This window comes from Aeromicrobium yanjiei, from assembly GCF_009649075.1.
Taxonomy (GTDB): domain Bacteria; phylum Actinomycetota; class Actinomycetes; order Propionibacteriales; family Nocardioidaceae; genus Aeromicrobium; species Aeromicrobium yanjiei.
Window position 1 is genome coordinate 3,231,421 of the sequence record NZ_CP045737.1, and the last position, 12,653, is coordinate 3,244,073.

The following is a 12,653-nucleotide window of genomic DNA, read 5'->3' on the forward strand; positions in this document are numbered from 1 at the left end:
TGTCGGGGCGTGCGCCAACGACCCGACCCGTTCATCGTGGCGCTGCTCGCCGCCGCGCTGGTCGCCTCGTTCCTCCCCGTCACCGGCGACGCGCTCGACGTGCTGAAGGCGGTCTCGGCCGGCGCGATCGGACTGCTGTTCTTCCTCTACGGGGCACGGCTGTCGACCGCCGAGACGATGGCAGGCCTGGGCAACTGGCGCCTGCACGCGGTGATCCTGTCGACCACGTTCATCGTCTTCCCGGTCCTCGGCCTCGCGACCCAGCTGCTCGACGGCAACCTGCTGAGGCCCTCCCTGGCCAGCGGCGTCCTGCTGCTCTGCCTGGTGCCCTCGACCGTCCAGTCCTGCGTGGTCTACACGGGCATCGCGGGCGGCAACGTCGCGGGCGCAGTCGTCAGCGCGTCGCTGTCCAACATCCTCGGCGTGTTCCTCACCCCGGCCCTGGTCGCCCTGCTCATGGCCTCCGACGCCCAGGTGGACGCGGGCTCGATCGTGCGGATCGTGCTGCAGATCCTGGCGCCGTTCGTGCTGGGGCAGGTGCTGCGCCCGGTCGTGGGCGGTTTCGTGCAGCGCAACGACTCCCGGCTCAAGCTCTACGACCGCTCGAGCATCGTCCTGGTGGTGTTCGTGGCGTTCAGCGAGGGGGCCGAGGCGCACATCTGGTCCGCGCTCAGCGTCTGGTCGGTCCTCGCGGTGGCCCTCGTGTGCGCGTGCCTGCTGGCCGTGGCCATGGGCTGGGCCGTGCTGATCGGCCGCCTGTCGGGGCTGCCGCGCGAGGACCGGGTCGCGGTGCTGTTCTGCGCCTCCAACAAGTCCCTCGCGAGCGGTCTGCCGATCGCGACGGTGCTGTTCGGCGGCGGCGAGGTGGCGTTGATCGTCCTGCCCCTGATGCTCTACCACCAGATGCAGATCATCACGGGCGCCGTCCTGGCCAAGCGCCTCGCTCCTCCTGCGGAGCCCGTGCGCTAGTCGCCGCTCAGGGCCAGGCCGACGCCCAGCCCGATCATCGACGTGCCGCCGGCGACGCCCAGCGCGGCACCTCGACGGGGCGAGGCGTTGAACCACGACCGCAGCTGGCTCGCGATGACTGCCCAGAGCGAGTCCGACGCCAGCCCGATGACGACCGCGACGAGCCCCAGCACCAGCATCTGCAGCGGGACGTGGCCGCCGTCGCGGACGACGAACTGCGGCAGCACCGCACCGAAGATCATGAACGCCTTGGGGTTGGACAGACCCACGACGAATCCCTGCCGCACGACCGTCGTCCAGGCCAGCACCGGCGCCGAGCGCTCGGCAGCGTCCCGCACGACGAACGCCGAGCGGTGCCGGATCGCCTGGACGCCCAACCAGACGAGGTACGCAGCACCTGCGAGCTTCAGGACCGTGAACACGACGATCGACTCCTGCACGATCGCGCCGAGCCCCAGCGCGACCAGCACGACCACGACCAGCAGGCCGAGGGTGTTGCCCGCGACGGTCGCGAGCGCGACCCCCCGGCCGTACGCGAGCGCGCGACCGATCACGAAGACCACGCTCGGCCCCGGGATCGCGATGAGGACGAGCGCCGCGAGCCCGAACGTCACGAGCTGATCGAGGGTGACCATCCCCACATCGTAGGTCTGCGGGCGCGGCCCCGGGCTCAGACCGAGGCGTGCAGGCGGGTGAAGGCCAGCGCCTCGAGGAGGTCGGCCTCGCGCTCGGACTGGTCCTTGGCCTTGCGCGTGTTGATCTCGACGACGATCTCACCGTCGTATCCCGATCCCGCGACCGCGGCCAGGAACTCCTCGCACGGCTGGCTGCCGCGGCCGGGGATCATGTGCTCGTCCTTGGCCGATCCCGAGCCGTCCGCGATGTGCACGTGCGCGAGCCGGTCCCCCAAGGCGTCCGCCATCGCGAGGGGGTCACCACCGGCCGTCGAGCTGTGCGACAGGTCGAGCGTCACGTGGGCGTAGTCCTGCTCGATCGGGTCCCAGCCCGGCGCGTACGCCTGGAACTCACGCTTGCCGGTGCGCCAGGGATACATGTTCTCCACCGCGTACGTGATGCCGTGCTCGGCCTCCAGGTCCGCGATGCCCTCGACGAATCCCTTCGCGTAGTCGCGCTGCCACCGAAAGGGTGGGTGCACCACCACGACCGACGCGCCGACCTCGTGGGCCATCTCGGCGCTGCGGTGCAGCTTGCCCCACGGGTCGGTGCCCCAGACCCGCTGCGTGACCAGCAGGCAGGGCGCGTGGACCGACACGACCGGCATCTCGTGGAACGAGCTCAACGCCTTGATCGCGGTGATGTCGGCGCTGACGTCGTCGATGCCGACCATGACCTCGACCCCGTCGTAGCCCAGCCGGGCTGCCGCCTCGAATCCGCTCGCGGTCGACCCCGGGTAGACCGACGAGGTCGACAGGGAGACGCGGAGGGGATCGGGCACGACTCCCACTGTAGGTCGGGACCCTCAGAGTGCGTCGAGATGCTCCAGCAGGACACCCTCTCGCAGCGCCCAGGGGCAGATCTCCAGCTCGGACAGGCCGAACAGGTCCATCGCCGCATCTGCCACGATCGCGCCCGCACGCATCTGGTGGGCCCGGTCGGGCGAGACCCCGGGCAGTGCGGCGATCGCCTCGGGGGTCATCGTCCCCAGGGACGCGACGAGGGCCGACAGGTCGCTCCGGCGCAGCACCCGGCGCACGTACGGACCCTCGGCGGACGGGGCGGCACCGCAGATGCGAGCCAGTGAACGGAACGTCTTGCTCGTGGCCACCGCCCGGTCGAAGGTCCCGCCGCGCAGCACCGCTCCCGCCCCGTCGGCGATGACGGCGCGGACGTGCAGCCGCAGATCGGCGGCGGACCGCCCGGCCTCGAGCCACTCGCGGGTCAGTCGGCCGGCGCCGAGCGGGACCGACCGGGCGACGTCCGGGGACTCGTCCGAGCCCGCGGCGATCTCGAGCGAGCCGCCGCCGATGTCGAACACCCCGAGCCGGCCCGAGGACCAGCCGAACCAGCGCCGCACCGCGAGGAACGTCAGCCGCGCCTCGTCCTCCCCGGACAGCACCTGCAGCTCAAGGCCGCTGGCTGCGTTGACGGCCGCGATGACCTCGTCGGCGTTGACCGCGTCACGCACCGCCGAGGTCGCGAACGCCAGGATCGTCGTGCAGCCCTTGTCGGCCGCCTCGGCGCGCGCCTCCACGACGTACTTGACGAGACGGGACACGCCCTCCTCTGTCACCGCCTGGTCGGCGTCGAGCTGCTCCGCGAGTCGCAGGGGCTCCTTGTAGGAGTGGGCCGGGACGGGTGGACCGCCGCGAAAGGCGTCGACGACGAGGAGGTGGCCCGTGTTGGACCCGATGTCGAGGACGCCCATACGCATGCGGCCATTGTCGCACCTGCGGCCCGCAGGCCGGGCGGGACCGACGCGGATAGGCTGGTCGGCGATGCCTGAAGTCGAGCTCGGATTCCCCCGCACGTACGTGGAGTTCGCCAACCCGGACGACCCCACGGAGGTCTTCCGCTGCGACCTGACCTGGCTCACGTCGCGCTGGACGTGCATCTTCGGCCAGGGCTGTCCGGGCATCTACGACAGCAGCCCGGACGCCGGCTGCTGCACGCTCGGCGCCCACTTCGCGGACGACGAGGACGCCGAGCGCACCCGCGCGATCATGGTCCAGCTCACCCCCGAGCAGTGGGAGAACCACGACGAGGGGCACCGCAGCGGCTGGACCGAGCGCGACGACGACGGCGAGCTCAAGACCCGCGCGTTCCGGGGCGCATGCATCTTCCACAACTCGCGCAGCTTTCCCGGCGGCTACGGCTGCGCGCTCCACGGCTTCGCCCTGTCGAACGACCTCAAGCCGCACACCACCAAGCCCGACGTGTGCTGGCAGCTGCCGCTGCGTCGACAGTTCCGCGACGTCGACCGCGGTGACGGGACGACGTACACCGAGACCGAGATCGGCGAGTACACCCGCGCGGGCTGGGGCCCCGGCGGCGCGGACCTGGACTGGTACTGCTCGTCCAACACCGAGGCGCACGTGGGCCCGGAACCGGTCTACCGGACCAACCGGGACGAGCTCGCGGCCATGATGGGCGAGGCCGCGTACGCCGAGCTGGCCCGCCATTGCAGAGACCACGAGGCCCGCGGCGCCAATACACCACATCTGGCGGATCCCCCTCGCTGACCCCCTGTGCGACGGTGCTACACCCCTGGGTCAGAATGCCGTATGCATCTGGACCACGTTTCTTTTGCCGTCGGCGCCAAGGGCCTCGGGGGCACGACCGCAGAGCTTTCCCAGCTCCTGGGCGCGGAGTTCGTCGACGGTGGGGCGCACCCCCGATTCGGCACCCGCAACATGATCCTGCCGCTGCAGAACCGGCAGTATCTGGAGGTCGTCGAGGTGCTCGACCACCCCGCCGCCGACAAGGCCGCCTTCGGCCAGGCCGTCCGTGCACGCCGTGACGCCGGCGGAGGCTGGCTCGGCTGGTGCGTCTCGGTCGATGACATGACCGAGGTCGAGCACCGCATGGGCCGTCACTCGGTGCCCGGCAACCGCCGACGTCCCGACGGCTACAACCTGGAGTGGCGCCAGATCGGCACGAGCGGGATGAAGGCCGATCCGCAGCTGCCGTTCGTGGTCAAGTGGGAGAAGGACCCGGCCGAGCACCCGTCGCAGATGGCCGACACCGGCATCACGCTCACCGCGTTGGAGATCGCCGGCGACCCGCAGCGCCTCGCGGACTACCTGGGCGAGCCGGTGATCGAGGCCCTCGAGGAGATCGAGGTCCGCTGGGTCGCGCCGCACGGGACCCCGGGCATCCTCACCGCAGTCTTCTCGACCCCCTCGGGCGACGTCCGCATCTAGACGTCGGCCGAGCGGGGCTCGGGGGGGCGCACCTCGGCGGTGCGCACCTGGTGGGCCAGCTCGAGCTGCGGTGCCACCTCGGTGAGGCGCCCGCGGCTCCACAGGATGTAGACCCACACCCCCGCGATGATCGAGCCCAGCGCGCCGAGCGACATGTCGCTGAGCGTGTCGGCGTAGGCCCCCAGCCGTTCGGGCGACCAGCGCAGGAACGCGAAGTACTCCGCGATCTCCCACAGGAGCGCGGCGCTCACGCCGAAGGCCAGGGTGCGCTCGAGGACGGCGCCGAGTGTGCTCGAGCGGTGCATCGTCAGCAAGATGAACGCGGCCGTCAGCAGGCCCGTGTTGACGAAGTGGATGATGTTGTCGAAGGACTCGACCGTGTCGTACAGGTTGAGGGCGTTGCCGAACATGTCGCTGAAGCACACGAACGTCACGAGGAAGTCGACGGTCCAGGGGAATGACGCCCGCTGGCGCCACCACGTGAACCAGATGAACGGCACGGCGAACGCCAGGAGCGGATAGGCGATCGCCCGCGGGATGAGGCCCTTGCCGTCCAGATTGCCGAATCCGGGCACGATCAGGGCGAGCAGCACCAGCACGAGGAGGCCGGTCTTGGCGGCGATGTCAGCTGACTTGAAGACGGGCGGCGCGGGATAGCGGGTGGCCACGGCGACGGACGTCATCCCCCGAGTTTAAGTGGTCGGTCCGGTTCCAGGACCGGCGGACACCCCGCAGGCGTTCGGGAGCCCGGCGCGCCCGCCCTCCTCGGCCGACCGTTCTGTCGCCCCCCTCGCCTAGGGTGAGGGTCATGGCCAGCACCAAGACAGCCCGACCTGCCTACGTCTGCGCCGAGTGCGGCTGGACGACGAGCAAGTGGGTCGGTCGCTGCGGCGAGTGCCAGGCCTGGGGCACGGTCGACGTGGCCGCGCCCGCCCGCGTGGGTCGCACCCAGGCCGCCCCCGTGGCGGCCCCTGCCGTGCCCATCACCCAGGTCGCGGTGGAGTCGGCCCGCTCGGTGGGCTCGGGCATCGGCGAGCTCGACCGTGTGCTCGGCGGCGGCGTGGTCCCCGGCGGCGTCCTGCTCCTCGCCGGCGAGCCCGGGGTCGGCAAGTCCACCCTGCTCCTGGAGGTCGCCGCCCGTTGGGCGCGGGCCGGTCGACGCACCCTGTACGTCTCGGGCGAGGAGTCCGCAGCCCAGGTCCGCCTCCGCGCCGAGCGCACGGGCGCGGTCGACGACAACCTCTACCTCGCCGCCGAGACCGATCTCGGCGGCGTGCTGACCCACATCGAGACGGTCGGCCCCAGCCTGCTGATCGTCGACTCGGTCCAGACGATCGGCTCGGCCGACGTCGACGGCGTCCCCGGGGGCGTGACCCAGGTGCGCGAGGTCGCGTCCGCGGTGATCCAGCGGGCCAAGCGCGACGGCATCGCAACCCTGCTGGTCGGCCACGTCACCAAGGACGGCTCGGTGGCCGGACCGCGGGTGCTCGAGCACCTGGTCGACGTGGTGCTGCAGTTCGAGGGCGACCGCAACTCACGCCTGCGGCTCCTGCGGGCGGTCAAGAACCGCTTCGGTCCCGTCGACGAGATCGGCTGCTTCGACCTGGTCGACGACGGCATCGTCGAGGTGCCCGATCCCACCGGGCTGTTCGTGTCCCGACACGACCAGCCCGTCGCGGGCACGTGCGTGACCGTCACGATGGAGGGCCGCCGCCCGCTGCTCGCCGAGGTGCAGGCGCTCAGCGTCACCTCGTCGACGCCGTCCCCGCGACGTACGTCCAGCGGTCTGGACTCCTCCCGGGTCGCGATGATCCTGGCCGTGCTCACCAAGCACTGCGGGGTCAACCTGGGCCAGCACGACGTCTACACCGCGTCCGTGGGCGGCGCGCGGCTGATCGAGCCGTCAGTCGATCTCGCGGTGGCGATGGCGACCTTCTCGGCGGTCCTGGAGATCGTGGCGCCGCCCGATCTCGTGGCGATCGGCGAGGTCGGGCTCGCCGGCGAGGTGCGCAAGGTCAGCAACCTCGCGGCCCGTCTGCGCGAGGCCGAGCGCATCGGCTTCAAGCGCGCGGTCGTCCCTGCCGGCTCCGAGGGACTCGACACGATCTCGTCCACGATGTCGATCCGCGCAGTGCACACGATCCGCGAGGCCATGAGCTGTCTGGATGGGTCCGCGGCCTCCTGACGACCCGTAGACTGTCACCCACACGAGACTGAGAAGGGACGGGCGATGGCGACTGCTGCGGAACGCCTGGCGGCGTCCCTCGACGCCTCCGCACGCATGCGCGCGACCCTGTCCTCCGTGGCCCCCGGCACGGCCCTGCGCGAGGGCCTCGAGCGCATCCTGCGCGGCCGCACCGGCGCGCTGATCGTCGTCGGTCACGACAAGAGCGTCGAGGCGATCTCGACCGGAGGGTTCGCGCTCGACGTGCCCTTCACCGCGACCGGGCTGCGCGAGCTGGCCAAGATGGACGGCGCGATCATCCTCGACAAGGACGCGAGCCGCATCGTGATGGCGGGCGTCCACCTGATGCCCGATCCGTCGATCAGGACCGAGGAGACCGGCACCCGCCACCGCACCGCCGACCGGGTCGCCCGTCAGACCGGCGTGCCCGTCATCTCGGTGTCCGCCTCGATGCACATCATCGCCCTGTACCTGGAGGACCGCCGCCACGTCCTGGAGGACACCGGCGCGGTGCTCGGCCGCGCCAACCAGGCCCTCCAGACGCTGGAGCGCTACCGCAACCGCCTCGACGAGGTCTCCGATGCGTTGTCGGCACTCGAGATCGAGGACCTCGTCACGGTCCGCGACGTCTCGGCCGTGGCCCAGCGCCTCGAGATGGTCAGCCGCATCGCCGGCGAGATCGACACCTACGTCCTCGAGCTCGGCACCGACGGCCGTCTGCTGGCCCTGCAGCTCGAGGAGCTCATCGCCGGCGTGGACGCCGAGCGCGAGCTCATCATCCGCGACTACATGCCGACAGGTCGCCGCGGCCGGCCGCTCGAGGCCGTGCTGGCCGAGCTGGCAGCGATCGAGTCCACCCACCTGGTCGACCTCGGCGCAGTCGCCCGCGCCCTGCGCATCGGCACCGAGGAGACCCTCGACGGGCCGCTCGCTCCCCGGGGCTATCGACTGCTGGCGCGCATCCCGCGCCTGCCGATCTCGGTCGTCGAAGGACTCATCCAGCACTTCGGCTCCCTGCAGAAGCTGCTCGCCGCGAGCATCGAGGACCTGCAGAACGTCGACGGGGTCGGCGACCTGCGGGCCCGTGGCGTCCGCGAGGGGCTGTCCCGCCTCGCTGAGTCCAGCATCCTCGAGCGGTACGTCTAGACCGAGCGGCGCCTACGCGGTCGACGCCTCAGTCGTCGGCGGGCCTCGTCGTGCCCTTGGGCGGCTTCGGGGTCGCCTTCGAGGGGGTCGCTGAGCTCTTCTTGGGCGTCGGGGTGCTCTTGGTGGCCTTGGGCGCAGGCTTCGGGGCGGACCGCGCCTCGAGCGTGAACGTCGTCTTGCCGGGCTCGCCCCCGAGGGTGCCGATCTGCACCGTGTACTTGCCCGGCGTCGCGTAGCCCTCGTTCTGGGTGCACCGCGAGCCCGAACCGCGTCCCGTCCAGGTCACGGAGGTCATGGTCGCCCACCCCGGGGAGAGCGCGACGGGCTTGGTCAACGGTGAGACCTTGCAGACCGTGGAGTCCCACACCGCGGTGCCGTTGGCGGTGATGACCGCGATCGCGTCGGCGTCGGCGGGCTTGAGCGTGCAGGCCGTGGTCGCGGTCGAGCTCACGACCAGCCCGATCTCGACGGGTTCCCCGGCACGCTGGTCGGGGCGCACGGTGGGCGTGATGCGCACGAGCTCGGGATCGCACGGCGCAGTCGCCGTCACCAGGGCCACGTCGACGAGGCCGTTGGTCTTCTTCTCCTGGGTCGGCGCGGCGGTGGGCGACGTCGTGGCCGCCGCCTTCGCCTTCGGCTGCGGCGCGGCCTTGTCCTCGTCGTCTCCCCCCACGAGCTGGAGGACGACCCACACGAGGGCGATCAGCGCCGCCAGCACCATGAGTCGTCGACGCCAATAGACCTCGGCGGGCAACCTGCGCTGGCTCACGGTCCCACGATAGGCGGCCGGGACCCCGTGCGAAGATCGACGCGCCATGACGACATCGAACGCTCCCCTGCCGCTGCCCGACCTGGCCCGGTTCCACGAGGACGTGCTGGCGTGGTTCGACGACACCGCACGCGATCTCCCGTGGCGGCGGGACGCCTCCCCGTGGTCGGTCATGGTCTCGGAGTTCATGCTTCAGCAGACGCCCGTGTCGCGGGTCCTGCCCGTGTACACGGCCTGGATGGAGCGCTGGCCGACCCCTGCGGAGCTCGCCGCCGAGCCGACCGGGGAGGCCGTGCGGGCGTGGGGGCGGCTCGGCTACCCGCGTCGCGCGCTGCGCCTGCACGCCGCGGCCACGGCCATCGTGGAGCGGCACGGCGGCGAGGTGCCGCGCACCCGCGACGAGCTGCTCGCGCTGCCGGGAGTCGGCGACTACACCGCCGCCGCGATCGAGTCCTTCGCCTTCGGCGGTCGGGCGGTCGTCCTGGACACCAACGTGCGACGGGTCTTCGCGCGCGTCGTGTCGGGTGACCAGCTCCCCGCGAACGCCGTCACGGCCGCCGAGCGGCAGGTCGCCACCGCACTGGTGCCGATCCAGGACGCGCACCGCTGGGCCGCCGCGACCATGGAGCTCGGCGCGCTCGTCTGCACCGCGCGCTCGCCTCGCTGCGAGCAGTGCCCCGTCGCCGAGATCTGCCGATGGCGTGCAGCCGGCTTCCCCGCGTACGACGGACCCGCGCGGCGCGCACAGGCCTGGGAGGGCACCGACCGACAGTGCCGCGGCCGGCTCATGGGGGTGCTGCGCGACGCGCCCGGCCCCGTGCCCCGGACGGTCCTCGACGCCGTGTGGCCCGATGCCGCGCAGCGGGAGCGGTGCCTCGACGGGCTCGTCGCGGACCGGCTCGTCGAGCCGGTCGGCGAGGACGAGCTCGCCCTTCCGGGCCACGCCTGACCGATCTGCGCCGAGCACGAACGAGCCCCCGCAGCCACTGGCTGCGGGGGCTCGTTCGATCGTGCAGGTGCTGCTCGTGCAGGTGGTGCCTACTCGGCTCCGGCCTCGACGGCCGGGGGGACCTCGGGCATCTCCAGCTCGAGCTCGGCCTTGTTGCGGCCCTCGAACGTGAAGACCGCCTCGGGGCCCTCGCCCTCGACACCGACCAGGACGATCTGTCCCGGACGGAGCTCCCCGTAGAGGAGCTTCTCGGCCATGACGTCCTCGATCTCGCGCTGCACCGTGCGGCGCAGCGGACGAGCACCCAGGACCGGGTCGAAGCCACGCCTCGACAACAGCTCCTTGGCCTCCATCGTGAGCTCGATGTTCATGTCCTTCTCGGCCAGACGCTTCTCCAGCGACGCGATCATCATGTCGACCATCTGGAAGATCTCTTCCTGCGTCAACGGCGGGAACACGATGATCTCGTCGACACGGTTGAGGAACTCAGGCCGGAAGTGCTGCTTGAGCTCGATCGACACGCGCTCCTTCATCTTCGCGTAGGAGCCCGCGGTGTCGCCGGCCTGGCTGAAGCCCAGGTTGACGCCCTTGGAGATCTCTCGCGCACCGAGGTTGGTGGTCATGATGACGACCGCGTTCTTGAAGTTGACGACACGACCCTGACCGTCGGTCAGGTGGCCCTCCTCGAGGATCTGCAACAGCGAGTTGAAGATGTCGGGGTGGGCCTTCTCGATCTCGTCGAACAGGACCACGGAGAACGGCTTGCGACGCACCTTCTCGGTGAGCTGACCGCCCTCCTCGTAGCCGACGTAGCCCGGAGGCGAGCCGAAGAGGCGCGAGACGGTGTGCTTCTCGCTGTACTCGGACATGTCGAGCTGGATGAGGGAGTCCTCGTCGCCGAACAGGAAGTTGGCCAGCGCCTTGGACAGCCAGGTCTTGCCGACGCCCGAGGGCCCGGCGAAGATGAACGATCCACCGGGGCGCTTGGGGTCCTTCAGACCCGCACGCGTACGACGGATCGCCCGCGAGAGCGCCTTGATGGCCTCGTCCTGGCCGATGACGCGCTCGTGCAGCTCGGCCTCCATGTTGAGCAGTCGGCTCGACTCGGCCTCGCTGAGCTGGCCGACGGGGATGCCGGTGGCCTTGGCGAGGACCTCGGCGATGAGCTGCTCGTCCACGACCGCGACGGTGTCGAGGTCGCCGGACTTCCAGGCCTTCTCGCGCTCGGCCTTCGCGCCGATGAGCTTCTTCTCCTCGTCACGCAGGGAGGCGGCAGCCTCGAAGTCCTGCGCGTCGATCGCGCCCTCCTTGCGGCGGCGGACGTCGGCGATCTTGTCGTCGAACTCCTTGAGCTCCGGCGGCGTCGCCATGCGGCGGATGCGCAGGCGGGCTCCGGCCTCGTCGATCAGGTCGATCGCCTTGTCGGGCAGGAAGCGGTCCGAGACGTAGCGGTCGCCCATCGTCGCCGCGGCCACGAGGGCCTCGTCGGTGATCGAGACGCGGTGGTGCGCCTCGTAGCGGTCACGCAGCCCCTTGAGGATCTCGACCGTGTCACTGACCGAGGGCTCCTCGACCAGGATCGGCTGGAAGCGACGGTTGAGCGCCGCGTCCTTCTCGAAGTGCTTGCGGTACTCGTCGAGCGTCGTGGCACCCACCGTCTGCAGCTCACCACGAGCCAGCATCGGCTTGAGGATGCTGGCCGCGTCGATCGCTCCCTCGGCGGCACCCGCACCCACCAGGGTGTGGATCTCGTCGATGAACAAGATGATGTCGCCGCGCGTGCGGATCTCCTTGAGCACCTTCTTGAGGCGCTCCTCGAAGTCACCGCGGTAGCGCGAGCCGGCCACCAGAGCGCCAAGGTCGAGCGTGTAGATCTGCTTGTCCTTGAGCGTCTCGGGGACGTCGCCACGCACGATGTCCTGGGCGAGGCTCTCCACGACGGCGGTCTTGCCGACACCGGGCTCGCCGACCAGCACCGGGTTGTTCTTGGTGCGCCGCGACAGAGTCTGCATGACGCGCTCGGCCTCATCGTCGCGACCGATGACCGGGTCGAGCTTGCCCTCGCGGGCGGCCTGGGTCAGGTTGCGGCCGAACTGGTCGAGCACCGCGGACGTGCTGGGAGCGGACTCGCTGGGAGCACCCGCAGCCTCGGCCTCCTTGCCCTGGAAGCCGCTGACCAGCTGGATGACCTGCTGGCGGACGCGGTTGAGGTCGGCACCCAGCTTGACCAGCACCTGGGCGGCGACACCCTCACCCTCGCGGATCAGGCCGAGCAGGATGTGCTCGGTGCCGATGTAGTTGTGGCCGAGCTGCAGCGCCTCGCGGAGGCTGAGCTCGAGGACCTTCTTGGCGCGGGGGGTGAACGGAATGTGTCCACTGGGCGCCTGCTGGCCCTGGCCGATGATGTCCTCGACCTGTCCACGCACGGCCTCGAGCGAGATGTCGAGGCTCTCGAGGGCCTTGGCAGCGACGCCTTCGCCCTCGTGGATCAGACCCAGGAGGATGTGCTCCGTGCCGATGTAGTTGTGGCTGAGCATGCGTGCCTCTTCTTGGGCAAGCACGACCACACGACGAGCGCGGTCAGTAAATCTCTCGAACATGGCGTCCCCTCTGATGGACTATCCGTTCAGTTTAGGCCCGAGCGGAAATTCGCACGAACCACGTCCATATGTGTTACCCAACCGTCACCGACCGTAGGACGTTCCCCCGTTCGCCGTGGGCGTAACTGGTCTGTCCAGAACCCCGGGACTGCAC

Annotated in this window: 12 protein-coding genes; 6 read left to right on the plus strand and 6 right to left on the minus strand. The window is 70.6% G+C overall.

Going from position 1 to position 12,653, the window contains the following annotated elements; genetic code table 11:
* The first annotated feature begins 9 nt into the window (after positions 1 to 9).
* A complete protein-coding gene (locus GEV26_RS15915; protein ID WP_153654546.1) occupies positions 10 to 969 on the plus strand; it encodes a bile acid:sodium symporter family protein in 960 nt (319 codons plus the stop codon).
* Here GEV26_RS15915 and GEV26_RS15920 read toward each other — a convergent pair.
* Genes GEV26_RS15920 through GEV26_RS15930 form a run of 3 tightly spaced genes read right to left on the minus strand, consistent with a single transcriptional unit; the run spans position 966 to position 3,361 of the window.
* Positions 966 to 1,604, minus strand: coding sequence for a LysE family translocator (locus GEV26_RS15920; protein ID WP_153654547.1), 639 nt, complete (start codon positions 1,602 to 1,604; stop codon positions 966 to 968). The genes GEV26_RS15915 and GEV26_RS15920 overlap by 4 nt on opposite strands.
* Positions 1,605 to 1,639: 35 nt before the next feature.
* Positions 1,640 to 2,425, minus strand: a complete 786-nt coding sequence (locus tag GEV26_RS15925; RefSeq protein ID WP_208430982.1) for a sugar phosphate isomerase/epimerase family protein — start codon at positions 2,423 to 2,425, stop codon at positions 1,640 to 1,642.
* A gap of 24 nt (positions 2,426 to 2,449) precedes the next feature.
* Positions 2,450 to 3,361: a Ppx/GppA phosphatase family protein gene (locus tag GEV26_RS15930; RefSeq protein ID WP_153654549.1), complete on the minus strand. Its 912-nt coding sequence runs from the start codon at positions 3,359 to 3,361 to the stop codon at positions 2,450 to 2,452.
* A gap of 64 nt (positions 3,362 to 3,425) precedes the next feature.
* On the opposite strand from GEV26_RS15930, the gene GEV26_RS15935 reads away from it, so the two are divergent.
* Both GEV26_RS15935 and GEV26_RS15940 read left to right on the plus strand, forming a co-directional pair.
* On the plus strand, positions 3,426 to 4,169 hold the full coding sequence (locus GEV26_RS15935; RefSeq protein WP_153654550.1) for a DUF3109 family protein: 744 nt from the start codon (positions 3,426 to 3,428) through the stop codon (positions 4,167 to 4,169).
* A gap of 42 nt (positions 4,170 to 4,211) precedes the next feature.
* The gene (locus GEV26_RS15940; protein WP_153654551.1) at positions 4,212 to 4,850 is read left to right on the plus strand and encodes a VOC family protein; all 639 of its coding nucleotides are present in this window, start codon (positions 4,212 to 4,214) and stop codon (positions 4,848 to 4,850) included.
* Here the strand turns inward: GEV26_RS15940 and GEV26_RS15945 are convergent.
* Complete coding sequence (locus tag GEV26_RS15945) at positions 4,847 to 5,533, minus strand: DUF2238 domain-containing protein (RefSeq protein ID WP_153654552.1); 687 nt, start codon at positions 5,531 to 5,533, stop codon at positions 4,847 to 4,849. The two genes, GEV26_RS15940 and GEV26_RS15945, sit on opposite strands and share 4 nt — an antisense overlap.
* A gap of 125 nt (positions 5,534 to 5,658) precedes the next feature.
* Here GEV26_RS15945 and radA point away from each other — a divergent pair, with 125 nt between their 5' ends.
* Together radA and disA are read left to right on the plus strand one after the other, a co-directional pair.
* Positions 5,659 to 7,035, plus strand: a complete 1,377-nt coding sequence (gene radA / locus GEV26_RS15950) for a DNA repair protein RadA (RefSeq protein WP_153654553.1) — start codon at positions 5,659 to 5,661, stop codon at positions 7,033 to 7,035.
* Between the two features lie 45 nt (positions 7,036 to 7,080).
* On the plus strand, positions 7,081 to 8,181 hold the full coding sequence (disA, locus tag GEV26_RS15955; RefSeq protein WP_153654554.1) for a DNA integrity scanning diadenylate cyclase DisA: 1,101 nt from the start codon (positions 7,081 to 7,083) through the stop codon (positions 8,179 to 8,181).
* A gap of 28 nt (positions 8,182 to 8,209) precedes the next feature.
* On the opposite strand, the gene GEV26_RS15960 is transcribed toward disA, so the two are convergent.
* Positions 8,210 to 8,950 (minus strand): hypothetical protein, encoded by a 741-nt coding sequence (locus GEV26_RS15960; protein ID WP_153654555.1) that lies wholly within the window; start codon positions 8,948 to 8,950, stop codon positions 8,210 to 8,212.
* A 46-nt stretch (positions 8,951 to 8,996) separates the two neighbouring features.
* Here GEV26_RS15960 and GEV26_RS15965 point away from each other — a divergent pair, with 46 nt between their 5' ends.
* On the plus strand, positions 8,997 to 9,899 hold the full coding sequence (locus tag GEV26_RS15965; protein ID WP_153654556.1) for an HhH-GPD family protein: 903 nt from the start codon (positions 8,997 to 8,999) through the stop codon (positions 9,897 to 9,899).
* A gap of 89 nt (positions 9,900 to 9,988) precedes the next feature.
* Here GEV26_RS15965 and GEV26_RS15970 read toward each other — a convergent pair whose 3' ends face one another.
* Positions 9,989 to 12,499 (minus strand): ATP-dependent Clp protease ATP-binding subunit, encoded by a 2,511-nt coding sequence (locus GEV26_RS15970; protein ID WP_153654557.1) that lies wholly within the window; start codon positions 12,497 to 12,499, stop codon positions 9,989 to 9,991.
* Positions 12,500 to 12,653 lie beyond the last annotated feature (154 nt).

Coding starts and splice junctions, on each gene's coding strand:
- GEV26_RS15940 (WP_153654551.1), top strand. CDS start 4,212: ATGCATCTGGACCACGTTTCTTTTGCCGTCGGCGCCAAGGGCCTCGGG.
- GEV26_RS15965 (WP_153654556.1), top strand. CDS start 8,997: ATGACGACATCGAACGCTCCCCTGCCGCTGCCCGACCTGGCCCGGTTC.
- GEV26_RS15970 (WP_153654557.1), bottom strand. CDS start 12,499: ATGTTCGAGAGATTTACTGACCGCGCTCGTCGTGTGGTCGTGCTTGCC.
- disA (WP_153654554.1), top strand. CDS start 7,081: ATGGCGACTGCTGCGGAACGCCTGGCGGCGTCCCTCGACGCCTCCGCA.
- radA (WP_153654553.1), top strand. CDS start 5,659: ATGGCCAGCACCAAGACAGCCCGACCTGCCTACGTCTGCGCCGAGTGC.
- GEV26_RS15920 (WP_153654547.1), bottom strand. CDS start 1,604: ATGGTCACCCTCGATCAGCTCGTGACGTTCGGGCTCGCGGCGCTCGTC.
- GEV26_RS15945 (WP_153654552.1), bottom strand. CDS start 5,533: ATGACGTCCGTCGCCGTGGCCACCCGCTATCCCGCGCCGCCCGTCTTC.
- GEV26_RS15930 (WP_153654549.1), bottom strand. CDS start 3,361: ATGCGTATGGGCGTCCTCGACATCGGGTCCAACACGGGCCACCTCCTC.
- GEV26_RS15935 (WP_153654550.1), top strand. CDS start 3,426: ATGCCTGAAGTCGAGCTCGGATTCCCCCGCACGTACGTGGAGTTCGCC.